At 70.8% G+C, this 26,292-nt stretch carries 12 protein-coding genes; 9 read left to right on the top strand and 3 right to left on the bottom strand.

Annotation, left to right across the window (positions count from 1 at the left end):
* The first annotated feature begins 12 nt into the window (after positions 1–12).
* The 6 genes from CMC5_RS24135 to CMC5_RS24115 all read left to right on the top strand — a co-directional run bounded on the left by CMC5_RS24135 (position 13) and on the right by CMC5_RS24115 (position 10,672).
* Entirely contained in the window at positions 13–4,236 is a 4,224-nt protein-coding gene (locus CMC5_RS24135) for a DUF6531 domain-containing protein (RefSeq protein WP_050432632.1), read from the top strand.
* A gap of 10 nt (positions 4,237–4,246) precedes the next feature.
* The gene (locus tag CMC5_RS24130; protein ID WP_156338839.1) at positions 4,247–4,552 is read left to right on the top strand and encodes a hypothetical protein; all 306 of its coding nucleotides are present in this window, start codon (positions 4,247–4,249) and stop codon (positions 4,550–4,552) included.
* Positions 4,549–4,710 (top strand): hypothetical protein, encoded by a 162-nt coding sequence (locus tag CMC5_RS46045; RefSeq protein WP_169796640.1) that lies wholly within the window; start codon positions 4,549–4,551, stop codon positions 4,708–4,710. The genes CMC5_RS24130 and CMC5_RS46045 overlap by 4 nt, the downstream gene beginning before the upstream one ends.
* The gene (locus CMC5_RS42975) at positions 4,700–5,710 is read left to right on the top strand and encodes a HEAT repeat domain-containing protein (RefSeq protein ID WP_169796639.1); all 1,011 of its coding nucleotides are present in this window, start codon (positions 4,700–4,702) and stop codon (positions 5,708–5,710) included. Before CMC5_RS46045 ends, CMC5_RS42975 begins: the two co-directional genes overlap by 11 nt.
* A 97-nt stretch (positions 5,711–5,807) precedes the next feature.
* On the top strand, positions 5,808–8,357 hold the full coding sequence (locus CMC5_RS24120; RefSeq protein ID WP_063796336.1) for a type VI secretion system Vgr family protein: 2,550 nt from the start codon (positions 5,808–5,810) through the stop codon (positions 8,355–8,357).
* Positions 8,354–10,672 carry a hypothetical protein gene (locus CMC5_RS24115; RefSeq protein ID WP_050432628.1) on the top strand — a complete coding sequence of 773 codons (2,319 nt, stop codon included), beginning with the start codon at positions 8,354–8,356 and terminating at the stop codon, positions 10,670–10,672. Before CMC5_RS24120 ends, CMC5_RS24115 begins: the two co-directional genes overlap by 4 nt.
* 9 nt (positions 10,673–10,681) lie before the next feature.
* Here CMC5_RS24115 and CMC5_RS24110 read toward each other — a convergent pair whose 3' ends face one another.
* Both CMC5_RS24110 and CMC5_RS24105 read right to left on the bottom strand, forming a co-directional pair.
* A complete protein-coding gene (locus CMC5_RS24110; RefSeq protein WP_050432627.1) occupies positions 10,682–12,061 on the bottom strand; it encodes a hypothetical protein in 1,380 nt (459 codons plus the stop codon).
* Positions 12,062–12,282: 221 nt separating this feature from the next.
* Positions 12,283–13,263: a hypothetical protein gene (locus CMC5_RS24105; RefSeq protein WP_156338838.1), complete on the bottom strand. Its 981-nt coding sequence runs from the start codon at positions 13,261–13,263 to the stop codon at positions 12,283–12,285.
* A gap of 963 nt (positions 13,264–14,226) precedes the next feature.
* Here CMC5_RS24105 and CMC5_RS24100 point away from each other — a divergent pair.
* A complete protein-coding gene (locus CMC5_RS24100) occupies positions 14,227–19,488 on the top strand; it encodes a type I polyketide synthase (protein ID WP_050432625.1) in 5,262 nt (1,753 codons plus the stop codon).
* A gap of 31 nt (positions 19,489–19,519) precedes the next feature.
* On the opposite strand, the gene CMC5_RS24095 is transcribed toward CMC5_RS24100, so the two are convergent.
* A complete protein-coding gene (locus tag CMC5_RS24095; RefSeq protein WP_156338837.1) occupies positions 19,520–20,488 on the bottom strand; it encodes a hypothetical protein in 969 nt (322 codons plus the stop codon).
* 384 nt (positions 20,489–20,872) lie between these two features.
* On the opposite strand from CMC5_RS24095, the gene CMC5_RS24090 reads away from it, so the two are divergent.
* Positions 20,873–23,272 carry a VIT domain-containing protein gene (locus CMC5_RS24090; protein ID WP_169796638.1) on the top strand — a complete coding sequence of 800 codons (2,400 nt, stop codon included), beginning with the start codon at positions 20,873–20,875 and terminating at the stop codon, positions 23,270–23,272.
* Positions 23,273–23,492: 220 nt separating this feature from the next.
* Complete coding sequence (locus tag CMC5_RS24085) at positions 23,493–26,273, top strand: VIT domain-containing protein (RefSeq protein ID WP_169796637.1); 2,781 nt, start codon at positions 23,493–23,495, stop codon at positions 26,271–26,273.
* Positions 26,274–26,292: the final 19 nt, after the last annotated feature.

Raw genomic sequence — 26,292 nt, 5'->3', positions numbered from 1 at the left:
CGGAGGGCGGAGATGGGTACGACCGTCGGCAACAAGGACATCGCCACCAAGGGGAGCGGTCACACCGCGGTCTCGACACCCGCGGCGAGCTTGAACCCGCCCACGCCACCGGCCGGTCCGGTGCCGATCCCGTACGTCTACACGGCGCGCACGGCCACGGCGAAGAAGACCAAGAAGCAGCTCAAGGCGGGCGGCAAGCAGGTCGTCGTCAAGGGCAGCGTCATGAAGGTCGACCCGCCCGCGAACCAGCCCTCCCTGCCCACGGGCGGCGACATCGTCACGCGCGCGGTGCGGAAGAAGGCGCCGGTGATCCAGGGCTCCAGCCGCACCAAGGCCGGAGGGAAGCCGGTCTCCGCGACCGGCGACATGGTCCGGATGAACGTGCCCACCGACATGATGCCCGTCGCGCAGGTGACGGTGCCGCTGATCAAGGCGTTCGGCGGGGGGGGCGCGGGTGGCAAGAAGGGGAAGGGGGCGAAGGGAGACAAGAAGGGCAAGTTCGCATTACCTCCGCAGTGCGCGAAGAAGTGTACGAAGGCGGGTCACCCGGTCGATGTGGCCACCGGCTACGTCGTCGATGAGGCGGTGGACCTCGCGCTGCCTGGGCTGATCCCGATCCTCTGGCACCGCAGCTACTCGTCGGCGCGCGCCGGGCAGCGGGGCGCACTCGGGCGTGGCGGCTGGGTCCATGCTCACGAGCAGTGGATCGAGCTTCGCGAGGGCGGGGCCATGCTGCGGATGGGGGACGGCCGCGTGGCGCACTTCGCAGGCGCGGAGAGCGAGGAGCCGAGCTTCCACCGGGGGGAGCGGCTCTCCCTGCGCATGGATCGCCACGGTGGCTTCTCCGTGTACGACCACGAGACGCGCCGCACGAGCGAGTTTCTCCCCGCCGCCCGGGGGGGCCGCGCGCTGCTCCGCGCGATCCGTGATCCGTACGAGCACGCCGTGCTGTTCCAGTACGAGGGCGAGCGCCTCGTCGGGATCACGGACACCGCTGGCCGGGAGATCCGCCTCTCCAGTGACGACAAGGGACGCCTGATCCGCATGGAGGTCTGGGCCGCGCCTCCCGCTGCGCCCGCTCAGGGGGCGCCGCCTGCGCCCTCGCTCGCAACCTGGTTCGACTATGCGTACCACCCCACGGGCGAGCTCGCGGTCGCCACCAATGCCCTCGGGCACGCGGATCGGTACGAGTACGACAGTCACCACCGGATGGTGAAGACCACCCTGAAGAACGGGGTGTCCTTCCATTACGAGTACGACGGCGATACGGGCGCTTGCGTCCGCACCTGGGGCGACGGTGGTCTGCACGAGGTCGAGCTGTTCTTCGATCGCGAGAGCGGTGTCACCACCACGAGCGGTACGAACGAGGCCCGTCGGTACACCTGGAACGCGGACGGCCTGGTCCTCCGCGAGGAGACGCTGGACGGCCAGTTCGCCCTCGTCAGAGCGTACGACGACGATCAGCTCCTGCTCTCCGAAGCGAACGCCGCAGGTCAGACCACGCACTTCGCGTACGACGTGCGGGGCAACCGCACGAAGGTCCTCGATCCGGCGGGCAACGAGACGGTCTGGGAATACGAGGACGACCTCCCCACGAAGCGCGTCGGGGCCGATGGGCTGGTGACGACCTACGCGCACGATGGCCACGGCGCGTTGAAGGGCGTCACCTACCCGACCGGGCTCACGACGTCGTTCGCCCATGATCGCGAGGGTCGGCTCACCGGGATCTTCGGGCCGGAGGGGCTGCTCGTCGACTACGGCCACGACGCGCACCACAACGTCGCGTGGGAGCGCACCGCGCGCGGTGCTGCGACGCATTACACGCACGACGCGCTCGGGCGCCCTGTGGGTCGCGCCGACGCGCTCGGCCGCAGGACCCGGGTCGACTACGATCGGCTGGGCCAGCCGGTCACCGTGCAGTATCCCGACGGCACCAGCTCTTGCTCCACCTACGATCCGCTGGGCAACGTCGCGCGCTTCACCGACGCGCTGGGGCAGAGCACGGCGATGGAGTACCGCGGCACGGGCGTGCTCGCCGGGCTCGTGCAGGCCGATGGGCTGGCGTGGCGGTTCCGCTACGACAGCGACGAGCGCCTCGTCGAGATCGAGAACCCGCACGCGGAGCTGTACCGCTTCGTCTACGACCGCGCAGGCCGCGTCGTCGAGGAGCACACGTTCGATGGGCGGCGGCTCGAGTACCGTTACAGCAAGGCGGGGAACCTCTCTCGCGTCGACTCCCCGGACGGGACGTTCCGGGAATTCGTTCACGATCCGCTGGGTCGTCTCGTCGAGGATCGGTCGCCGGATGGGGACATCGTCTTCGAGCGCGATCGGCTGGGCCGGCTGCTCCAGGCCGTCCTGACGGAGGCTCCTGGGAAGGTCGTCAACGTCTTCGAGCGGGACCGCTTCGGGCGGCTGGTGGCGGAGCGCCAGAACGGGCGGGAGATCCGTTTTGCGATCGATGAGCGCGGGCGTCGCGCGGCGCGTGTTCTGCCAGGAGGTGAGACCACGCGGTACCGTCATGATCTCCTCGGCGCGCTGGCCGCGGTGGAGCACGACGGTCACGTGGTGACGATCGATCGGGATCCGCTCGGGCGCGAGATCCGCAAGCACCTCCATGCGAGCGGCGTCGACATCCAGAGTTCCTACGATGCGATGGATCACCTGGCCGGTCAGCGCGTCAGCGCCCCGGAGCCAGGCGGCGGCGCGCCCAGGGTGCTCGCGGAGCGCCGCTGGCACCACGATCCGCTCGGGCGGGTCTCGCAGATCGACGATGCCCGCTGGGGGAGCACTCGGTATGGCTACGACGCCGTCGGTCAGCTCGTGCAGGCCGCGCGCGGCGACCGCAGCGAGGTGTTCGAGTACGACGTGACGGGCTCGCTGCAGAACATCCTGAGCGAGCTGGGGCAAGCGGGGCGTGGGGCGCCGTGGGAGCTGCGTGCGGGGAACGTGCTCACGCGCACGCAGGAGGCGCGCTTCGAGAACGACGCGTGCGGGCGTCGCACGCGGAAGGTTCCGCAGGTGCGGGAGGCCGACGGGCTTCTGGTCGATGGTGCGGAGGCGACGGGCTACGTCTGGGATTGCCGGGATCGTTTGCGCGAGGTGAAGCTGCCCGATGGTCGGCGGGTGTTGTTCACCTACGACGCGTTCGGGCGGCGGGTGCGCAAGGAGGTGCTGCCGGCGGCGCGGGGGGATTACCCGCGGATGGTGCGGCTGGCGCTGGAGCAGGGGAAGGAGGCGCTGCCGAAGGCGGAGGTGACGGAGTTCCTGTGGGACGGCGATGTGCTCGCGGCCGAGATCCAGCCAGGCCGTCGGGTGGAGGCGCCGCCCGATCACCGGACGGCAGCGCAGCGGGCTGCGGACGAGTTTGCGGGTCGGCGGGGGCCGTCACCCGACCAGCCGTGGACGCGGGTGTTCGTTCACGTGCCCGGGTCCTTCGTGCCGCTGCTGCAAGCGGAGCAGGGGGCCGTGTTCACGTACGTGAACGACCACCTGGGGACGCCGAAGGAGCTGATCGATCCCGAGGGGCGGGTGGCCTGGTCGGCGGCGCACTCGGCGTGGGGTCAGGTGGTGGAGGTGTGGCGCGATCCGAAGGCGACGCCACGCCACGGGGGGGTGGAGAGCCCGTTCCGGCTGCTGGGGCAGTACGAGGATGGGGAGACGGGGCTGTGTTACACGCGGTTCAGGTACTTCGATGCGGCGCTGGGGAGGTGGCTGAGCCCGGATCCGCTCAACGTCCTGGGGGGGATGAATGCATGCGCATGGGATGGCGCTCCCACCTGTAGGACCGATCCATTCGGGCTTAGCACCTTCACTCCAAACGATGTCAGCGTACTCATCTCCGACTCGAACCCGCAGTTCCCACTGACAAAAACGAATGCCGAGACAGTGCTTGGTTCGGGACCCGCTGGCAGCACGGCGCAAGTCGGTGGACCTGGCAAAGCAGGAGGCGACGTCACGTTCACAGATACGACGGGACAGGTCGTCGGGAAGTGCGAGGTGAAATGCATCGCGGGTGGCGCCCAGGGCTCGTTCAATAGGGAGGTCGGACATGCAGCCAAGAAGCAGGCGTCGAACGTGTTTGTCCAGGTGCCCTCGGGCTCTGATGCTGAGAGAATGGTCAGGCGGTTCAGGGGCTCACGACCCGATCGCGGATCGCAATACAAGAACGTGACGATTATAATCGCGGATCCCAACGGAAACGAGCTGTACAACGGGCCGCTCGGTTGCCCGTGATGGTGAGAAGATGAGCCTCTCTGGATGGATGGCGTGCCATACGTGCAGGACCACGCTGTGGCTTGGAAAAGCTCTACACGAGAACTATCAGATTACCCGGTTCCACGCCGCAGTGCAGGATGTGCCGCTCAATTCCGGCAACACCGAGCTGAATAGGATCCTGTGGAAGTTTCTGGCTGACCACGCACGACATAATATCCAGGTCATTGTGGAGGGGGACCAGGTCTACCCCGAGATCGGCGAGTACGTCGAAGTCGGCGGAGAGCAGTATGGTGACATCCCCTTTGACGAGTACCTCAAGGGTTGGGGTGGATGACCAATTCCTTCGTTCTCTGCCCTGATGCCCTCCTCTTCGTCGATGTCCTCTCCGGCGTGGAGCGCCTCGACCTGCCCTACCACTCCGAGGTCGACCTCCTCGCCCCCGAGCCCCTTGCGCCAATGGATCGAGCGTTCGGATCTGACCATGTCTGGTGAATTTATTAAATCGCTTCTGCAGGATGAAGACGCGAGGAACCGTGTGCTTGTGATGGATGGGCTGGGGGAATGCGCGGAGCCTGAGGTCCTCGAACACCTTCTTGATGTAATCTCTCGCGATCCTTCGGAGGATGTTCGCGAGGCCGCACTACGCGGACTCGAAGGACGGGCCACTCTGGACGTCCTCGACACTCTCTTGGACGAGGTCCGTCGCCAGAAGCGATCTCGTCCTCCACGGCAGATCGTCGCGCGTCTCCTGGGTGAGCATGATGATGACAGGGCGCTGGATGCTCTCGTCGAGCTCGTCGACGACGACGACGTTTATGTGCAACAGCCGGCAATCGAATCGCTGGCACACCTGAACCGGCCACGGCTTGAGGCGCTTTGGGTACTGATCGCACGAAGCTGGGAAGGGACGAAGTGGGCAGAGCTCGCGCAATGGGCGCTCGAAGACCTACGCCAGCGCCCGGAGAGGCAGGACGCCGCGTCCCTGGCGCTCGTGGAGCACCGAACGAGCATCGCGCTACACGATCTCGCTCATGAGGAACCCAACGTCCGTCGTAGCGCAGTTCGTCGCCTGGCCTTTTACCGACCGAGCAATCTTGTCGATCTGTTGCTGGGTGTACTAGGCGACAGCAATGAGCACGTTCGTGCGGTCGCCATCTCGGCCCTCGCCAATGTCGGCGATGAGCGGGCACGCATGCCCATCGTGAATAGCATGCAGCATGATCCCTCAGATGTCGTATGTGCTGCGGCCGCCCAGGCGCTTGCGTCTTTCCCTTCGAAGGATGTGCTTCGCGCGCTAAAGGAGGCCGTTGCGGGGCGGCTTTCTGGAAGCCCCCACGCTCTGGCTTCTGCGGCGCTCGCGCTGGGTGAGTACGAAGACGATGAGGCGGTCGACGGGTTGGTGGAACTCTCGCGAAATCCGTCACCGATTGTGAGAAACACCGCAGCAGACGTGCTGTTGAGCCTGAACCGATCAAGGCAGCGGAGCGCATGACGGACGCTCCCCTCACAGGAAGGCTCGCTGGGCTGCATGGCCCGGGAAGCCATTGGGTCTTAGACCGAGCATACTCGGCCGTGAGCACGAAGAATCTATGACCACTCCCCTCTTCCTTTGCGCCGGCGCCCCCTTTTCAGTCACTGCCCTTTCTGGCGTGGAGCGTCTCGGCCACGTCTCTCGGTTCGAGCTCGACCTCCTTTCCCCTGAGCCCGTTGAGCCCGACGCGCTCCTCGGCCAGCCCGCCGCCATCGTTCTCGTCGGCGCCTTCGGCCAGCGCCCGGTTCACGGCATCGTCACTTCATTTACTGCTCTGGCCACCGCTCAGGATGCCGATAGCCGCCGTTATCGTGCCATCGTCGAGTCCGCCTTTGCTGTCCTCCGTTACCGCAGGCAGAGCCGTATCTTCCGGAAGAAGACGGTGCCTGACATCGTCACTGAGGTCCTTCAGAAAGCCGGCCTTCAGGGGGACGCTTTCAGGAGACACCTCCTCGACCCGCACGCTGAGCGTGATCACACCACGCAGTACGCCGAAGATGATGCCGCCTTCGTCCGACGCCTCTGCGAGGAGGAGGGGCTCTATTTCCGGTTCGAGGCGCGGGACGGCCAGGATGCGTTCGTCCTGGAGGATGACTCCACCTCGGCTCCGACTGCCGAGGATGCGGTCCTCGCGCTCGCGGATGGGTCCCAGCTTCTGGAGGATCGTCCTGCTGCGTACGATTGTGTCGCGCTCCGCAAGCGGAGTCCGGGCAAGGTCACGCTGCGCGACTACGATCCTGCGAAGCCCGCCCTCCTGCTCGAAGGGGTGGCGACGGCCGGCCTTGCCGGCGAGCAGGGCGTCGAGGTCTATCGTGCTCCAGGGCGCTTCGCGACGCCTGCCGAGGGGAGTGCGCGGGCGCGTGTACTCCTGGAGGGTCTCCGGGCGGAAGCGCTGAGCTATCGCTTTCAGACCAGCTCCATGGCGCTCGCGCCCGGTCTCTCGACCCGGCTGGAGGCGACGGACGACTACGCTGGCACCGCGCGGCCCGAGGAGGAACTGCTCGTCGTCGAGGTTCGCTCGGCGTGGCGGCAGGACGTGCAGGAGGACCGGCCGGCGTCGATCAGCGTGACCGCCATTCCGCGTGGCACCCGCTATCGGCTCCCGGTGGTCACGCCGCGGCCGAAGATCTCCGGCATCCATCCGGCCATCATCACCGGGCCGTCGAAGGTGGAGATCGAGACCGATGCCGCAGGTCACGTCCACGTCCGCTTTCCCTGGGACCGCACGGGACCCACCGACCACCAGAGCAGCCGGCCAGTGCGCGTGCTCCAGCCGAGCCTCGCGGGGCCGATGCTCATCCCGCGGGTGGGGTGGGAGGTCGCGGTCGGCTTCGAGGACGGTGACCCTGACCGGCCCTTCGTGCTCGGGCGAGCGTACAACGCGAAGCAGCCGCCGCCATTCCCGCTGCCTGCGAACAAGACCATCACGGCGCTCTCGACGCAGAGTTCGCCGGGCGGGGGGCGCAGGAATGCGGTCCACTTCGATGACGCGGCGGGCAGGCAGCACATGGTCTGGGATGCTGGCTTCGCGAAGAAGACGACGGTCGGCAACGACATGAAGACCCAGACCGTCGGGTTCGAGGTCGCGACCGTGAAGGGGAGTCAGACACGGACCGTCGGCTCGGACGAGACGGTCTCGGTCAAGGATGCGTTGAGCTTGGAGGTCGGCTCGCAGTCGGCCACGGTGGGGGGGAGTCAGTCGATTTCGGTCGGGGCCTCGGGCTTGACCACCGTGGGGAGCGAGTCGGTGCTGATCGGGGGCGCGCTCGTCGAGCAGGTGGGTAACCCGGTCACCGGCGTGTGTGAGTTCGCCGTGGCGGCGGCAATCGAGGGCTCCTCAGCAATCCCGTTCGTGGGGCCGTTTCTGTCGCCTGCGGCTGATATCGGCAAGTCCGTGTACGATGGCTATCGCGACAACAAGGAGCAAGGCGCGCTCCTGGCGCTCGCGCGTTCAGGGGTGAGCCTCGGCGTCGGTAAGCTTCCGGGCGGAGACGCGATTGTTGCAGCCGCAGATGCTGCGGGGCTGACCCCATGGTCGGAGCGCGCTCTGCAGGCCAAGGGGGCCGCCGCAGCAGGGGGCGGGGGAAGCGGGGCTGCGGCCCAGGGGGCGAGCGGCGTCGCGATAGGGCCAGGGCATCGCAAGACGATCGTCGATGGGGTGATGTTCGAGGGCATCGGCGCTTTGTGCGCCATGGCCACGCCGGGCTCGATCAAATGGACCTCCCTCGGCGCGTCGAGCATCTCGGTGGGCGGGAGCCACAGCACCAAGGCGGTCAAGATCAGCCGGACGACGGGCGGCATCTCCTCGGATACGGCGGCGGCGATCCACATGAAGGCGGCCCAGGTGATCGGCCGGACGATCAGCGGTGCTGCGAACCTCAGCGTGGCCGGCGCGCTCAAGAGCAAGGCCGGCGGTGAGCACCACATCAAGGCGGGCGGGGCCCTCACGATCCAGGCGGGAGGATCGATCGAGCTGAAAGGGAGCAATGTCGTCTTTCAGGTCGGGGGCAGCATCGTCGCAGTGCATGGGGGGGGCGTGACGCTGAAGGCGAGCAAGGTGGTCGTGAACGGCAAGGCGGTTCAGTCGAAGAAGGCCTCCACCCGATGAGGCCCGTCCCGATCGTGGGCATCGGTCTCGTCTCCCCCGTCGGTCTTCGCCCCGCCGAGCATGCCTTCTTCGTGCGCGCAGAGACCGGCGCGGCTGCCCCTGGCGAGATCGCTGATGCCGCCGGCGAGCGCATCGATGTCGCGTATTGCCCGTGGATTCCTGCCGGTGTACCCCTCGCTGAGCGTCTCGTCGCCCTCGCTGGCCAGGCGCTCGACGACGCCCTCGCGTCGTGGCGTGTTGCGGGGGCTGGTGCGCCGCCTCAGCTCTTGGTCTGTACTGCCGCTCCTCGGGAGGGTCTCTCGGACGAGGATCGCCTCGTCGTCGAGCGAGCCCTCGCCGCCCGCGTCGCCTCGGGCGAGGCCGTGCGGAGGACCGGCGCGGCGGGCTTCTTCCTCGCACTCGCCGAGGCGGAGGCCCTCCTCGCACGCGAGCCGGAGCGGGCTGTCGTCGTGGTCGCCGTGGACTCCCTGGCCTCGGTCGAGGCGCTCGCGGCCTTCCGTGCTGTGGCTGAATCCCCCTGGGACGCTCATCTTCCGCGCCCCTCGGAGGCGGCAGCGGTCGTCGTCCTCGCCTCGCCGCAAGAGGCGGCGCGTCGCGGCGTCCGGCCCTTCGCGGAGCTGCGCTTCGCTTCGGTTGCGTCGGGGGCGTCGAACGACGACAACGACGCCGTCATCGACGGCGGCGCCATGAGCTCGCTCCTCGAACGGGTGGCTCCACTCGGGCCTCTCGGCGCCGTCTTCGGACCTCACGAGGTCGCTGGTGTTCGCCAGCGCGAGTGGGCGCTGGCGACGGCCCGCTGCGTACGGGCCATTGCGCCGGAGGCCGCGCTGCTCTGCCTGGAGAGTGACGCCGGGTGGCTCGGCGCTGCGGCGGGCGCGGCGCACCTCGTCTTCGGTCTCGCGGTCGCTCGCAGCGACGCGCTCCCCGAAGGTCTCGGTCCGTCGGCTGCGGCTCCGATCGGCGCCTGGGCGATCTCTGCGGACGGCACCCGTGGTCTTTGCGTGGTCACGCTCCTGGAGGCAGCGCCTGGCGATCCGGCGCTCGTCGGGCCGGAACCCGCGCCGCGCCGTGCCACCCGAGATCGTCCTGTGCCGCTCCTCCCCGTCGAGCGGAGAGATGCCATGGACCGGCGCGATGCCGCAGCGCAGATCGAAGCCTTCCATGGCGATGTGGTCGCCGGTTGTCTCGAGCGGCTCGGCATGCTCCTCCGCCACCGTCGCGCGTTCGCCCTCGCCGAGCGCCCGGAGATCGATGCGCGCCTTCTTGCCCAGCTCGATGCGATCGCGGAGGCCAGTGCGCGTCCGGGTGGGATAGCGCTCCAGGCCGAGGAAGACGGTGAGGACGACCCCTGGATGCTGGCGGCGGGAGCGCTGGCGCTCGCCGCCTGTGAGGGCCCGACCTTTGCCGAGGAGCTCATCGCGTTGCTCGCGTCGCAGGAGGGCGGTGAGGACGTGCTCGCGCCGGTCGCGGACGCGCTGGTGATCGCGCCATACCGAGAGCCGGCGGACGTCTTCTCGCGTCTCACGGTTCATGCCTCGCCCTTTGCGCGCGCCATCGGTGTCGAGGTGGCTTCACGCCTTGGGCTGCTCGTCCCGGTGGCGCTCTCGCGAGCGCTCGATGACACGGAGCCACAGGTCCTCGCCGCAGCGCTGCGCGCCCTCGCTCGTGGCCCGCGCGACGACACGGCCATCCCGCGCGCGCGCGCGCTGCTCCGCGCTTCCGAGCCGGCTCTCGTGTGGGAGGCGGCGCGCTTGCTCTCGCTGTGGGGCTTGTCGGATGTCTACGAGGACATCCGGCAAGGGGGAGGCCTCGCCCGCGCGCTCGGCCCTCGCGCTCTCGATATTCTCGTCCTCCGCGGCTCTCCCGCCGATCTCGCGGCGGCTCAGGCCATCGTTCGGCGCGCCCCGCCCGACGAGGACTTGCTCGATGCCGTCGCACGCCTCGGAAGTCCCGGCTCCTGGGCCTGGCTCCTCCATTACCTCGACGATCCGGAGCTCGACGAGGCGGCGGCGGCGGCGCTCGTCACGCTCTTCGGTCCTGCCGTTCCGGAGGACGATCGGCTCGACGCGGCGAGGTGGCGCGATGCCCTCCCTCGCCTCGGGCTGGACGTCGGCGGGCGGTATCGCGGCGGGCAGCTCTGGTCCCTGCGCGCTGTGGCCTCGGAGTGCGCCTCGGAGGGCCTCTCCGCTGCTGCCATCGCGCTGCGCCTCGATGAGCTCGGGGCCCATATGGGCGTGCCGGTCGTGGTCAATCTCGCTGCGTTCGGAGCGGGGCCTCGCGCGGCGCTCGCTGCACTGCCTGCTGCAATACGGTGATGCGGTGGGTCAGCCCTGCACGCCGCGTCGAGCGACGAGGAGCGTCAGGTGCCGCCGGTACAGGTCCTGCCACGCTGCGTAGAGCCCTGGCTCCTGCGCGAGCCGCACCTTCCAGGCCGTGTCGACCGCGCGGCGTGCCTCCGGAGCACCGAGTCCGTACAGCTTGAAGATTGACTCCGACTCGTTCGGGTAGACGGCGAGTTCTGCGCAGAGCGACGCGTATTGCTCCAGCGACAGGCCTGGCAGCGAGGTGGGTGGGGGGGGACGGAATGGCAGTGCCGGGCCCGACGCTGTCAGCGGGGCCAGCGCTGTCTGCACGACTGGGTCGGCCTCGAGTTCGGGCGCCTCCCACCAGGCCTCGGCCGCGGTAGCGGGTTGTTCGAAGGGGAGCGCCGGCCCGGCCGTGATCAACGCAGCCGCCACCGTGCCCTCGCCCCAGGCTGGCGTGGCGGTCCGGTCGCGCGGCGGCACCAGGTCGGGGGGCGGCACGGCCGCCAGGAATTGCACCAGTGCGGCCGGATCGTCTCGGAAGGGCAAGGCCCCGCCCGGCGCGAGGGGCGGCGGTGCCAGGGTCACCGTCGCCGCCACCGCGGCCTTCCGAAGGTCTGCGTCCGCGGTAGAGGTTGGCGTCCGCCGTGTCTTTCCTTCGCCTTCGTCCTCTGGCGTTTGCGTCACCTCTGTCGCTGCTGCTGCCCCTGTGGTCTCGGGCTTCCGGAAGGCGGACTCCTGCGCCTCGAACGGCACGAACAGCGGTGGGGCTTCCGACGTGGTGTCGTCGTCGTCGTCGTCGTCGTCGTCGTCGTCGTCGTCGTCGCGGCGTGGTGTGAGGTCCTGGAGTGCGGCCTCGTCCAGCGGCTCGGGCGGCGCGGGTCGTGCTGCTTCGAGCACGATCCGAGGCAAGGGGTTCAGTGGAACTTCTTCTGCGCTCGCCGCCTCGCGTAGCAGATCCGGCTGTGCGGCCAGCCGACGCCCCCAGTCTCGTTGCAGCCGAGCTACATCCTGCAGGCGCAGTCCGACCTTCGCGAGCAGCGCCGGCGGATCCGGATCGCTGGAGAAGTGACGCAAGAAGGTGAGCCAAGCGTGCAAGTCGTCGGCGAGGGGGAGGACGCGCTGCGCGTATCGCTCCCGGGCGCGTGCGAGATGCTCCTCATAGGCGGCTTCGAGCCCTTCGTCGTCGCCATCGTCTGCGTCGGCGAGTCGTTCGGCCCAGGCGGGGGCCGCTGCCGCATAGGTGCGGGGGTCCACGCCTTCATGGGCCAGGACCTGATCCAGAGGGAGGCCTTCGGCGAGGCCTGCCTGCACGCCTGCATAGCGGGAGAGCGGGAGCCCGAGCAGGCGAGGCTCGGGCGAGAGGGCCAGGGTTGGAGGAGCGATGGGGGGATGGGTCATGCGGCTGCGCTCCAGGGATGGGTGCTCGAGGCGCTGTCGAGCTTGAGACAATGGTGCATGAGCTGGCAAGCGACAAGCCAACGCGGCGGATCAGGGGGCGGCGACTACTGCTTGGGGGGCGGGTGACGACGGCGTGGTCTTCAGGGCGGGCGCTGGCAGCACTCGAAATCGGGTTGCCGTGAAAGCGCGAGAGCCGCGGGGGCCGGGCCTTGCGGCGTGGGTCAAGGGCTGGATCTGGTGGCGAGGAGCTCTCCGTCCACGGGAGAGGCTTCCGAGCACCGGCCGAGCAGGGAGAGGTCGGTGAGGGTCGCGATCAGGACGTCGTTCGCGTACGTCGAGGTGCCGCCGCCGATGCAGTAGACCGCGCCGCCGTCCGGCCCTCCGAGGGGCGTGATGAGGTAGCCATCCGCCACGGTGCCCTGCTGGCTCACCGCGCGGAGGGCGTGCTCGTTGGCGCGCAAGAGAGGCTCCCAGGTGGTCGTCGGGCTGCCGTCGGGGAGCGAGATGCCGAGCCCGACGACATCGGCCGACCAGTCGATGGGGGTCCCGTCGAGGCTCCCCGTGAAGGCGTTGCTGCCGCCTGGACAGCCAGCCCCGCCGGGGGCCCAGCAGAGGTCGAAGCTGCCGGAGACGGGCGTTCCAGGGCAGGTGCCCAGAAGGGAGAGGGAGGCGAGCGTGAACTCGGCGCCCTCGAAGGGGTCGGCTGCGCGGGTCACCGTCGTTCCCTCTCCTGCGCAGAGCCAGGTGCTGGCGAGCGGGCCCTCGTCCGGCAAGCGAGCGATGGCCGAGGCTTGCACCGGGACGCTCACGCTGGCCGAGGTGAACGGCTGCGGGCTGCGGAAGCGCACGAACCCCTGCGCGTCCACCCTGGCCTCGAGGACATGGCCGTCCACATGGACGCCCGGCGGGGGATGGCAGCTGTCGATGGTCTGTCCGTCGATCGTCCCGAGCCAGGTCATGGCGGGCGGCGCGCAGCAGGGCGCGCCAGGCTCGGGGAGGCAGGAGGGATCGCCGCCGGTCCCCCCCGCGCCTCCCGAGGTGGTCGTCGAGCCTGCGGCACCCGAGCCACCCGCGCCTTCCGTGGTCGCGGTGCCTCCGCGCCCGTCGTCCGAGCACGCGCTGAGCGCCGTCATCGTCATCATCACACCCAGCATCACGCCCAGCATCACGCCCAGCAACCCAAGCGGCCTTCCAGTGCGCATGACACATCTCCTCGTTCGGACTCATGAGAGGCGGTCCTGGGCTCTCTCGCACGCGCAATCGTACGCGTACGTGATGGCGAAGTGACGACCCGGGTCGATCGGGCTCGCCCGGGCTGACGGTGCATGGCGACTCGCCCGGGCTGACGGTGCATGTCGAGGGGGGCGCTGGGCGCTCGCCGCGCGCAGGCCGACCTCGAAGCGTGAGGGGGCCGCGCTCGCATCGCCCCGAGCGTCCAGACCTCCAGGGCGGTCGTGATCACCGCGAGATCATGGCGTGATGCGCTGCCCGTTCGCGGCGAGGGGTGAGGGTCGTCCGGCCGCGACGGGATGGGCGGGGAAATGCCTGCACATCGAGCCATCGTTCAATGACAATGGCGTTGACCTTCGCTCGCCCGTGCTCATGATAACAGGGTGACGCGGGCACCTCCCGCGCCCCCCCACGAGGACCCAGCGTCGCGTCATCACGGTCGACGCCGCGCACGCTGCGTGTGCATCCCTTCTCGCAACACGCCGTGCTGGCCAGAGGCGTCTCCCGACAGTCCGATGGAGGCGCTCCTGCCGTCGAGAATGGTTGCCGTCGATGATGCTGTAGAGCAATGATTCGTGATTGAGATTCCAATCGCTTCACCATCATCTCGAACGGATTCACTTGCACCATGCCGCCGTCAGGGGCGGCCTCGCGGCGGCGTGCAGGGCCGACGTGAGTGGGACGACGCGCGCCAGGCGCCGCGCCGGGATCCTCGGCGCGAGGCGTCTCTGCGGGGCGAGGCCGTCGGCGCGGCGGGCGGTCATGGCGGTCGTGGCAGTGATGCGTGATCTGCCCGAGCGAAGAGCCGACGTGGAGCGCGCCGCGGATGCAGGCGGAGACGAGCACGCAAGAGACGCAGGCGGAGGCGGAGAACGCTCTGCTTCACCGACGATGAGAAGCTTCACCGACGATGACGAGAAAGGAGAGGCGAGGCCATGACTCAGCCGGGCGTGGGGGTGAAGGGTGCGGTTCCGGTGGCGATTCTCGGGATGGGATGCCGCTTTCCTGGCGGTGTCGGCTCTCCGGAGGCGTACTGGACGCTGCTGAACAGCGGGCGTGACGCGATCGGGCCGGTGCCGGAAGAGCGCTGGTCGGCGATCCTGGGCGCGCTCTCGGTCGAGTCCCCTGGGCGATGGCTCGTGCCGCAGGGCGGATTCCTCGACGACCTCGACGCTTTCGACGCCGCCTTCTTCCGGATCGACGCGGCAGAGGCGACGGTCCTGGATCCGCAGCTCCGGCTCTTGCTCCAGGTCACGTGGGAGGCGCTGGAGCGGGCGCGCGTGGTCCCGTCGTCGCTTGCGGGAGAGGCGGTGGGGGTGTTCGTGGGGGCCTTCGCGCCCGAGGAGCGTCCCTTCGGGCGCGGGCAGCCAGGGCAGCCGCCGCCGTCCACGGCCCGGGGTGCGGGGGGCGCGGTGTCGAACCGGGTGTCGCAGGTGTTCGACTTTCGCGGGCCCTCGCTCACGGTGGACACGGCGTGCTCGTCGTCGCTGGTGGCGGTGCATCTCGCGTGCGAGAGCCTGCGGCGAGGGGAGACGAGGCTGGCCATCGCGGCGGGGAGCCGCGTCCTGCGCGGGCAGGATGTCGTGGGGCTCGCGTGCGGCGGGGGCGGCCTGTCGCCGACGCACCGGTGCCGCAGCTTCTCCGCGGCGGCGGACGGGTACGTGCGCGGCGAGGGGGTCGGGGTGGTGATCCTCAAGCGCCTGGAGGACGCGCTGCTGGACGGCGATCCGGTGCTCGCGGTGATCCACGGGAGCGCGGTGAACCAGGAAGGGCGCACCACGAAGGGCGCGCGGTCCCGCGGTGACGCGCAACAGTCGGTGATCCGCGTGGCCTTCGCGCAGGCGGGGATCCCGCCCGAGCAGGTCGACTACGTGGAGGCGCACGGGATCGGGACGCCGGCCGGAGACCCGATCGAGGCGGAGGCGATGGGGACGGTGCTGCGCCGCGAGCCCGGATGCCCGCGCACGCTGGTGGTGGGAACGAGCAAGCCGGTGATCGGTCACACGGGGGCGGCTGCTGGGATCGCGGGGCTGATCAAGGCGGTGCTCTGCGTGCGCCACCGGCAGGTCCCCGGCAACGTGCACGTCACGCCGCCGAGCCCCGACATCCCCTTCGAGGCCCTGGGCCTCGGCGTCCCCACCGAGCCCATGGCGCTCCCCGAGGAGCGGGCGCTCGCCGGGGTCAGCGCGTTCGGGCGAGGCGGTACCAACGCGCACATCGTGCTCGGCAGCCACGAGCCGGAGCGCGACACGGAGCGCAGCGCCACGGCCGGCGACGCGAAGGAGCACGTGCTGCCCTTGTCTGCGCCGTCGGCGGCAGCGCTGGCGCGGCTGGGGCAGGTCTTGTCGTCGTACCTGCGCTCGGGTGGCAAGGAGGAGCCAGGAGACCTGTGCTTCAGCATCGCCACCACCCGCGAGCGGTTCGATGTGCGGGCGGCGGTGGTCTTCTCGTCCCCGGAGGCGCTGCACGCGCGTCTGGGCGAGCTTTCGCCGGTCCCGGTGGGCGAGCCCGGGGGCGACCTGGTCTGGGTGTTCCCGGGCATGGGGAGCGACGGCTGGAACGACGTGGTGTCGCTGTTCGACCGCTGGCCCGCCTTCGCCGAGGCGTTCGCGGCATGCGAGGCGATCTGGTCGGAGCTGTCCGGCGAGTCGCTGCGGGAGGCGCTGCGGTCGCCGCTCGATCCGGGGATGCAAGCGGGGCGGTTCGCGGCGCAGGTGTCGTTCGCGGCGCTGCTGCGGCATGCGGGATTGCGCCCCGCGGCGCTGCTCGGGCAGAGCGCAGGCGAGATGGCCGCGCTCCACCTCGCCGGGGTGATCGATCTGCGGCGCGCGCTGACGCTGCTGCACGCGGGCCGGAGCGCGCTGCGCAGGGTGGAGCCGCGCGGTGATCTGCTGGTCGTGGCGTCGACGCAGGAGACGGTGGACGCGTGCCTGGCGACCTTGCCAGAAGGCCACGGGGTGGTGTGCGCCGGCCTGACCAGCCCGCAAACCCTGCTCCTGTCGGGGCCTGCGGAGGCGCTCTCCTTGGTGGCCTCGACGCTGCGGAAGGCGCGGGTCCCCTGCAAGGTGCTGGGCTGCGGGATCGCGTACCACGGGCCGATGCTGGAGCCGGTGCGGGCGGCGCTGGCCGCGAGCCCGGCGGCCATCGTCGGGGCCGATCCCGAGGTGCCGCTGTTCTCTTCCGTCACGGGGGGCGAGCTCGGGCCGGGCAGCGTGAACGTCGATTACTGGGCCCGGCTCCTCGTCGATCCCCTCCGGTTCGATGCCGCGGTGGCGAAGCTGCTCCAGCGTGGCCACCGTCATTTCCTGGAGGTCTCCCCCAGGGCATCGCTCGCCGCGGGCCTGAAGCGGTGGGTGGGCCCCGCCCGAGGGCGGGTGTTCGCGTGCCGGGGGAGCCAGCGGGTGGCGGAGCTGCTCGGGCAGCTCTTCGAGGCCGGGGTGGAGCTGGACTGGCACGCCTTGAACCCGGGCGCGCGGAAGGTCGATCTGCCGACCTATCCCTGGCACCCGCAGCGCTGCACGCTGGCGCCGGAGGCGATCCCCCGCCGTCCTTCGAGGCGCGGCGGGGCGCTGCTCGGCGAACGTCAGCCGCAAGGGGGCGACGTGTGGGACGCGGATCTCTCGGTGGCGGAGCTTCCGTGGCTGCTGGATCGAGCGCGGATGGGCGACGCGCGGCTTCCGGAGGCGCTGTTCGCCGAGGTCATCGCGGCGGCGGCGCAGGCGATGTTCCCGGGGGTGGGCTTCGCCATCGAGGCGCTGGAGTTCCGCCACGCGCTGCCGCTCGACGCGGAGTCGGCGCTCCGCGTGCAGACCCACGTCGATCGCGAGGCGCTGGAGGCGCGGGTGTACGTGTCGGAGACCACCCAGGAACCGGGCTTCGTGCTCGCCGCGCGGGCGAGGCTCCGCGCCGTGCCGCCAGGGCAGTTCGGTGCGGTGGGCGCGCTGGTGGCGGCTCAGATCCGCTGCCGAGAGGGCCTGGAGCAGGACGCCCTGTACGGGGCCTTCGAGCGGATGGGCTTCTCCTTCCGCGGCCTGTGTCGCTCGATGCTGCGGGCCTCGATCGGCGCGCAGGAGGCCGTCTGCGAGTTCGATCTGCCAGCGCCGGAGGAGGGGATGACGTTCCATCCGGCGGCGCTGGAGGGGATCCTCCAGTCGCCGCTCGCCATCCAGGCCGTCGGGCTGACGGACGCGGTCCAGGTCACGGAGGGGCGGCTCCCGACGCGGATCGAGTCGCTGCGGGTGTCGGGGCGGCTGTCGGGGCGGGTCGTGGCCCACGTGACGTTGAAGGTCACCACCGATGGGTCGCTGCGCAGCGACATCGACGCGCACACGGCCGAGGGGAAGCTCGTCTGTCAGGTGCGGGGCTTCGTGCTCCTGCGGGCGGCGGGGCACGAGGAGGGCGCCCCCGTCACCACGGCCGTCTGCCGGCCCGTCTGGAAGGAGGCGCCGCTCCCTGTGCCCGCGCGGTCCCTGGCGCAGCGGCCTCCCATGCCCTGGTCCGCGACCTCGCGGTCGGCGGCGTCGCGGCTCGCCTTCGTGTCGTCGCGGTCTCTTTCGTCGTGGTCGACCTCGTCGGTGCCTGCGGATCCGGATCCGGTGTCGACGAGGCCGGTGTCGTCGCGGCGCGGAGGGGCGGGGCCGGTGTCGACGCGGCCCGTGTCGACGAGGCCGGTGTCGTCGCGGCGTGGTGGCGCGGGGCCGGTGTCGACGCGGCCCGTGTCGTCGCGGCGCGGTGGCGCGGGGCCGGTCTCCTCGCGGTCACTCTCGCCGCAGCCCACCTCGTCACGGCTCGGGTCCTCGCGGCGCGCGGCGTCGCGCTGGGCGATCCTGGGCGGGGGGGCGCTCGGGGCGCAGCTCGTCGGGGAGCTGCTGCGTCGAGGAGGCAAGGCGACGCAGCTCCCGTGGATGCCGCTCTCGGCCGCGGAGATGGCGCAGTTCGTGGCGTCGATCCCGGCGGAGACCCAGGGGCTCGTCGTGCTGTGGGCGCTGGACGACAGGGCCGAGCCGCCGCAAGCGCCCTGCCATGCGCTGCTCCTGCTGGCGCAGGTGCTCGCCAGCCGAAGGGTGCCGCTGCGCTTGTGGACGGTGACCCGGGACGCGCACCTGGTCACGCCCGGTGACGGCGCGCTCTCGCCCCTTTCCGCGACCGTGTGGGGCTTGATGCGGGTGATTGGCCAGCAGGAGGCGCCGCAGCTCTGGGGCGGTCTCCTGGACGTGGGCGCCACGCCGTCCATCGAGGCCCTCTGGGATGCGCTGCTGGCCGACGACGGCGAGGATCTGATCGCGCTGCGGGGGCGAGACCGTCACGTGCTGCGGCTCCAGCCGCTGCCACCGTCCACCGCCGCGCCGACGCCGAGGTTCCGTGCCGATGGTGTCCACCTGCTGACGGGCGCGCTGGACGGGATCGGGCGCAGCGTGGCGTCCTGGATGGTGGCGCGCGGGGCGAGGAACCTCTTGCTGCTGGGGCGGCGCAGCGCGCTCACGGAGACGGATCTGGCGGTGATGGAGCAGCTCCGGGGGCAAGGCGCGGCGGTGACCACGCTGTCGGTCGATCTGACCGACCCCGAGCAGACCGCGGCGGTCCTCGCGCGCTACCGTCAGCGGGGAGGGATCCCGGTGCGCGGGGTGATCCACTGCGCGGCCCACCTGGAGGAGCAATCGTTCGGAGACCTCGATGCCGACGGTCTCGATCGGGTGCTCGCCGAGAACGCGCAGGCGGCGTGGAGCCTGCACCACGCGCTGAAGGAGACGCCACTGGAGCACTTCGTGATGATCTCGTCGCCAGGGTCGTTCCTCTCGTTGCCCGGCATGGCGGCCTGCGCCGCCGCGAACGCGGTCCTCGACAGCCTCGCGCAGCTACGCCGCCGCAGGGGGCTGCCCGCGTCGAGCTTGGGCTGGGGGCCGTGGGAGGTGGGCATCGCCGGGCGCGAGGAGCACATGCTCCAGCGCTGCCGGGAGCTGGGGCTGATGCCGCTGTCCCAGGCGACGGGGCTGCGCTTGCTGGACGAGCTGTTCACCCGCGTCGAGCCGCACCTGGTGCCCTTCGGGGTGGACCGAGCGCGGCTGCGAGGGAGCGCGCTGGGAGGCGTCCCGCTGCTCCGGGAGCTCTGGGCGGTGCCAGGGGGGCCGGCGGAGCCAGAGGGGCGACAAGGGCCGGCGCTGGGGCGTGGGCCGGGGCGAGCGCAGGCGGAAGCGTGAGCCGCGCGGCGGGGCCGGGTCGCTGGTTGCCTCAGGGGGCCGGGCGGGATGCCGAGATTTCCCCTTCGACGGGGGTCGCCTCCGAGCACCGGCCGACGAAGGAGAGGTCGGTGAGCGTCGCGCGTAGCAAGCCGCCGCTTCCCGGTTCCGGTACGGAGGCGGTGCCGCCGCCGATGCAGTAGACCGCCCCTCGATCCAGCCCCGCGATGGGCGTGACGATGTAGCCACGGACGACGGTGTTCTGCTGGCTGATCACCACGATGCTGTAGCCCGAATCATCCACGCTCGGCCGCCACGTCGTGAGGACTCCATCGTCCGAGGAGCTGTACCCGCTGAAGCTGGCCGTCAAATCGATGGCGACCCCGTCGATGGTCCCCGTGAGGCTGCTCCGTGAGCCCGAGCAGGAGGTGGTGCCAGACGGTCCTCTGCAGATCTCCACGCTCCCGGAAACGGGCGTTCCGGAGCAGGTGCCCAGCCGGGAGAGCGACGCGAGGGTGTACGAGGTGCCGGCCGAGGAGTCGACGGGCGGCCGGGTCACCGAGGTGCCTTGGCCCGAGCAGAACCAGGTGCCAGCGAGCGGCCCCTCCTGGGGGGTGCGGAAAATGCTCGAGGCCGACACCGGGCTGCCGACGTTGTCTTCCGTGAACGTCTGGGCGCCGTAGAAGCGCACGACCCCTTGCAAGTCGATCTCCATGTCGAGGTAACGGCCCTCTGGCCAGATCCTCGTGGCGTTGTAACAACCGTCGACGGCGTTGCCATCGATGGTCCCGATCCAGCTCGTCTCATCGGGAGAGCAGCAAGGTGAACCCGGCCCAGGCACGCACGAGCTCTCGCTCCCCCCGGCTCCTCCAGGGCCGCCGCTGGTCGTGGTGCCGCCCTGACCGCCGCCTGCGGCCTGGCCTCCACCACCCACATCGTCGGTTCCGTTGCTCGAACATGCGGCCAGGGCGAGCAAGAGCAGCCCCGTGCCCGAGAGGGCGTGTGTCATTCCAGTGCGCATGAAGCGATCCCTTCCCGGTGCCGCGTGGACGCGGATCCAGACCCTGGATCGCGCATCGTCCGGCTCACCGAAGACGATCCCGGGCACGAGCCGGGAGGATCACGGGATGTGAACGGTCGCGTTGATGCAAGATGAAACGTCTCAGAGCATGGATCCGTCATCGATGATGGCAGAGGGGGTCGCACTTTCGGGACGTCGGCGTCGGTGGAGCTGCCGACGAGGGAAAGATCCGAGGGGGCGTGGGTCCTCTGGAGCTGCCGTGGCTCCATCGTGAGCGGGTCTCATTTTTTTCTGTCACAGGTGGGGGGCCTCGTTCGTTGGGCGCTCGACGCGCCAGCAAGGCGCGAAGGTCCAGCAAGGAAAAGAGAGGCGATGATGATGCCCGTGAGCGTGACGACCGCAGATGCTCGGCCCCAGCCGTCCAACCCCTCGGGGCCCTCGAGCGGTGCCCGCCTCGTCGCCACCGGCGATCGAGAGCTTCCGCTGGTCGGGACGTCGGTGTCGGTCGATGCGCGGGGCGGGGTGGCGCGGGTGGTGCTGGAACAGACGTTCCGGAACCCCTGGGCAGACCCGCTGGAGGTGACGTACAGCCTGCCGCTGCCCGCGGACGGCGCGGTGAGCGGGTTCGCGTTCCAGGTGGGGGGACGGCGGGTCGTGGGCGAGGTCGAAGGACGAGAGGAGGCGCAGGCGCGGTACGAGGAGGCGCTCGTGGAAGGGCGGAGCGCGGCGCTGCTGGAGCAGGAGCGGTCGAGCCTGTTCACGCAGGCGATCGGCAACATCCCGCCCGGCGCAGAGGTGGTGGCGGAGGTGGTGCTCGACCAGCGGCTCCTGTGGCTCGAGGGGGCGCGTGAGGGAGAGGTCCATGCGGACGGGGGGGGACCCGGAGGGTCGTGGGCCTTTCGCTTTCCGACGGTGGTCGCGCCGCGATACCTGGGGGAGCCCGGGCGGGTGGACGACGCGGCGCGTGTGGTGCAGGACGTCGCCGAAGGGGCCATCCAGGCGAGGGCATCCCTCCGCTGTGTGATCCGGGACGTGCTGCCCATGGGCGGGGTGCCGACGTCGACCTCGCATGGCATCGAGGTTTCGCCGCGGGGGTCCGAGGGGGTGGTGGTGACCCTCCGCGAGGGGGCGCGGCTGGATCGGGACGTGGTGGTCGCATGGCCGGCGGCGATGCCGGAGGTGGGCGCGTCGCTCGACCGGGGGCGACCGCCCGAGGGCCGGGTCAGCGGGGACGAGGCGGCGTACGGCGTGTTGACGCTGCTGCCCCCAGCAGGTGATGGAGCCCTCCAGCCGGTGGTGCGTGATCTGATCGTGCTGCTCGACACGAGCGGATCCATGGAAGGGGAGCCTCTGGCGCAGGCGGTGCGGGTGGTCTCGGCGCTGGTGATGTCGCTGCGCGCGGAGGATCGGATCGAGCTGATCGAGTTCTCCGTGCAGGCGCGGCGCTGGAGGTCCGCGCCGAGCTTCGCGACCGCAGAGGTGAAGCAGGAGGCGATCGCCTGGCTGCACGGGCTGCGCGCCTGGGGAAGCACCGAGATGCGCGATGCGATCCTGGAGGCGCTCCACGGGTTGCGCGCGGAGGCGCAGCGGCAGGTGGTGCTGGTGACCGACGGGCAGATCGGGTTCGAGGCGGAGGTGGTGTCGGCCATCGCGAAGGGCCTGCCGTCCAGCTCGCGTGTCCACACCGTCGGGGTGGGGTCGTCGGTGAACCGCTCGCTGACGGCATCGGCGGCGCGCGCAGGGAGGGGGATCGAGGTGGTGGTCGGCCTGGGCGAGGACCCGGAACCTGCAGCGCAGCGGGTGCTGCGGCGGACGCGGGCCCCGCTCGTGGTGGATCTGTCGATCACGGGGTCGGCGGTGCTCGCGCACGCGCCGGCCGCGCTGCCGGATCTGTTCGCCGGGGCCCCGGCGCTGGTGGCGGTGTCACTGCGGCCGGAGGGGGGTGAGCTGCTGGTGCAAGGGAGGACGGCGGAGGGGAGCTGGGCGCAGCAGGTCACCGTGCCGCCGACGGGCCGAGGTGAGGGGAGTCAGGCGGCCGCCGCGCTCTTCGGGCGGGAGTCCGCCGAGGATCTGGAGACGCAGCGCGGTGGTGGGGCGCCTTCCGAGGAGATCGACGCGGCGCTGAAGACGCTGGGCATCGCGTTCCAGATCTCGACGCGGAGGACGTCATGGGTGGCGGTGTCGTCGGAGGTGACGGTGGATCCAGGGGCGCCGACTCGGCAGGAGCGGATGCCGCACGAGCTGCCGTTCGGGGTGAGTGCAGAAGGGGTGGGTCTGCGGGGGCCGATGGTGGCGGCGATGGCGCCCATGGTGGCGGCGATGGCGCCCATGGCGTCGAGCCTGGATGGGCGAGGTGGGGCGATGGCGTCCTACGGCGCAGCCGGAGGCGGGCCAGTGTACGGAGGCGGTCCGGCGTACGGGGGCGGGCCGGTGTACGGAGGCGGGCCGGTGTACGGAGGCGGGCCGGTGTACGGGGCGCCTCCCGAGCGCGACGTGATCACGCTCCGCGGCTGGGTGTCGATACAGAAGCCCAATGTCCTGCTCGTGCGAGCGAAAGCGGAGGCCATGTACTTCGACTGGATTCCCGAAGGTGACGTGGAGCTTCACCTGGAAGATGGATCCGTGGTGATCGTGAAAGCAGAGTCCCGCCTGACGACACCCGCGATGCGCCTCGAACGCGCGGAGGAGCTGCGGCTGTTCATGAAGCTGGACGCGCCGCTCGCGTCACCGCTGCGCCGGGTGACCCTGCGACGAGGCGACGTGGACTGGCACATCGAGATCTGATGGCGGTCAAGGTCTTGAGGGGGAACGAGCGCGCTGTCGAGAAGGATTGCGCGCTGGAGGTCCAGGGGGGGATGCGGTGGTGAGGGGGTCGGGGGGGGCTGCACGAGATCGAAGGGCTCCCGTTTTTTCTGTCACTGGTCGGGGGCCTCGCTCGTTGGTCACGTGAAGGCCAGCAAGACGCGAAGGTCAGCAAGGAAAAGAGAGAGCCATGATGATGCCCATGAGCGCGACGACCGCAGGATCGCAAGCGAAGCCGTTCACCGTCTCGGCGCCCTCGAGCGGCGCCCGTCTCGTCGCCACGGGAGGGCGTGTCCTCCCGCTGCTCGGGACCACGGTGTCGGTCGACGCGCGGGGTGGGGTGGCGCAGGTGGTGCTGGAGCAGACGTTCCGGAACGCGTGGGCCGAGCCGCTGGAGGTGACGTACAGCTTGCCGCTGCCCGCGGACGCGGCGGTGAGCGGGTTCGCGTTCCGGGTGGGGGGGCGCCGCATCGTCGGTGAGGTCGATGGGCGGATGAAGGCGCGGGCGCGGTACGAGGAGGCGCTCGTGGAAGGGCGGAGCGCGGCGCTGCTGGAGCAGGAGCGGTCGAGCCTGTTCACGCAGGCGATCGGCAACATCCCGCCCGGCGCGGAGGTGGTGGCGGAGGTGACGCTCGATCAGCGGCTCGTGTGGCTGGAGGGGACCGACGAGGGCGTGGGCGCCGAGGCAGAGGGCGGCGCCGGCCGCGCGCGTGGAGGGGCATGGGCGTGGCGGTTCCCGACGGTGGTCGCGCCACGGTACCTGGGCGAGCCGGGGCGGGTGGAAGACGCGGGTCGGGTGGCGCAGGACGTGGCGGACGGGCCGCTCGCGGCGCGGGCGTCGCTGGTCTGCGTGATCCGGGACGCGCTGCCCGGCGGTGGGAAACCGGCGTCGCCATCGCACGCGGTCGAGGTGTCGTCACGAGGGCTGGAGGGCGCGGTGGTGACGCTGCGCGAGGGCGCGCGGCTCGATCGGGATCTGGTGGTGGAGTGGCCGGTGGCGACGCCGGAAGTGGGGGTGTCGCTCGATGTGGGGCGTCCGGTGGAGGGCCGGGCCGCCGGCGACGAGGCAGCCTACGGGTTGCTGACGCTGGTGCCGCCTGCGAGCGAGGCGGCGATGCGCTCGGTGGCGCGGGACATGATCGTGCTGCTCGATACGAGCGGGTCGATGGGCGGTGAGCCGCTCTCGCAGGCGGTGCGGGTGACGTCGGCGCTGGTGCGGTCGCTGCGCGCGGAGGACCGGATCGAGCTGATCGAGTTCTCGAGCCAGGCGCGGCGGTTCCAGAAGGAGCCGGTGTTCGCGACCGAGGAGGTGAAGCGGTCGGTGATCGCCTGGCTGGAGGGGCTGCGCGCGAGCGGGAGCACCGAGATGACGGAGGCGATCTTGAGCGCTCTCCACGGGCTGCGCGCGGAGGTGCAGCGGCAGGTGGTGCTGGTGACCGACGGGCAGATCGGGTTCGAGGCGGAGGTGGTGGCGGCAATCCTGCAGCGGCTGCCGGCGGGATCGCGGCTGCACACGGTGGGGGTCGGGTCGGCGGTGAACCGGTCGCTGACCGGGCCGGCGGCGCGCGCAGGGCGGGGGATCGAGGTGGTGATCGGGCTGCGGGAGGATCCGGAGCCGGCGGCGCAGCGGGTGCTGCGGCGGACGCGGGCGCCGCTCGTGGTGGAGCTGTCGATCGGCGGGTCGGCCGTGCTGGGGCACGCGCCTGCGCGGTTGCCGGATCTGTTCGCAGGGGCGCCCGCGCTGGTGGGGGTGTCGCTGCGGCCGGAGGGGGGCGAGCTGCTGGTGCAGGGCAGGACGGCGACCGGGGGCTGGGAGCAGCGGGTGAAGGTGCCGGCGACGGTGCGCGGTGAGGGGAGTTCGGCGGCGGGGGCGCTGTTCGGGCGAGAGGCGGCGGAGGATCTGGAGATGCGGCTCGGGGGGGGAGCGCCGCGGGAGGAGATCGATGCCGCGCTGGAGAAGGTCGGGATCGCGTTCCAGATCGCGACGCGGGTGACGTCGTGGGTGGCGGTGTCGTCGGAGGTGATGGTGGATCCGGGGGCGCCGACACGGCAGGAGCGGATGCCGCACGAACTGCCGTTCGGGGTGAGCGCGGAAGGTGTCGGGCTGCGGGCGACGTCGGCTGGGCCCGGGGTGCTGGCCGAGGAGGCGCCGAGGCTGGGCGCGATGATGCCTCGGAGGGCGGTGATGGCGCCGAGCGCGCCTGCGCCTGCGCCCATGGCGAAGGGCAAGATGAGCATGCCCGGGGCGCCGCCGCCGCCACCGGCGCAGGTGGGGATGCGCGCGGAGGCGCGGGCGTCGACGGGCGCGCAAGGGGCGGCACCGCCCGCGCTCGGGGGCGGAGGGCGCGTGAAGGAGGACGCGGGGTTCGGGGGAGGCAAGGCCGAGAAAGCGCGGAGCTCGGTGAGGCGACCGGACGAGGGGGCGTTTGCGTCGGACGACGGGTCTGCGTTCGCCTCGAGGAAGCGGGCCGTGGCGTCGGCGCCGCCGAGTCTGGCGGAGGAAGCCGAGAGCTTTCACCGCGGAGGGCCGTCGGATCTGGAGGATGCGACGGGGCGCTTCATGGACGCCCCGCCGATGGAGCCGGAGACGGCCGCTCCGGTGCTCCTCGCTCCGGAGATGAAGGAAGACGCTGCGGAGATGGAGGACGACGCTGCGGAGATGGAGGACGACGCGCCGCAGCGCGATCTCTCGGAGCGCACACTCCAGGGCCGGGTGGTGCTCCAGAAGGGAGACGTGCTGGTGCTGCAAGCGACCGTGGAAGGGTCGTCGCTCGGCTGGTCACCGGAGGGCGAGGTGGAGCTGTTCCTGGACGATGGCTCTCGGCTGGTCGTGCGGGCGGTGCTCACGTCGTCGACGCGGGCGGGCCAGATCGCGCCAGGGCAGGTGGTGCGGCTCGCGGTGGCGCTGGAGAAGCCGCTCGGGGCGCGGCTGCTGCGGGTGAGCCTGCGTCGAGGGGAAGAGACGCTGCACATCACCCTGTGAGCGTCCGGGGTCGGGGGGG

This window comes from Chondromyces crocatus (assembly GCF_001189295.1).
Lineage (GTDB): Bacteria > Myxococcota_A > Polyangia > Polyangiales > Polyangiaceae > Chondromyces > Chondromyces crocatus.
Note: the sequence above shows the minus strand (reverse complement) of the source record. Positions and strands in the feature narration are given on the sequence as shown.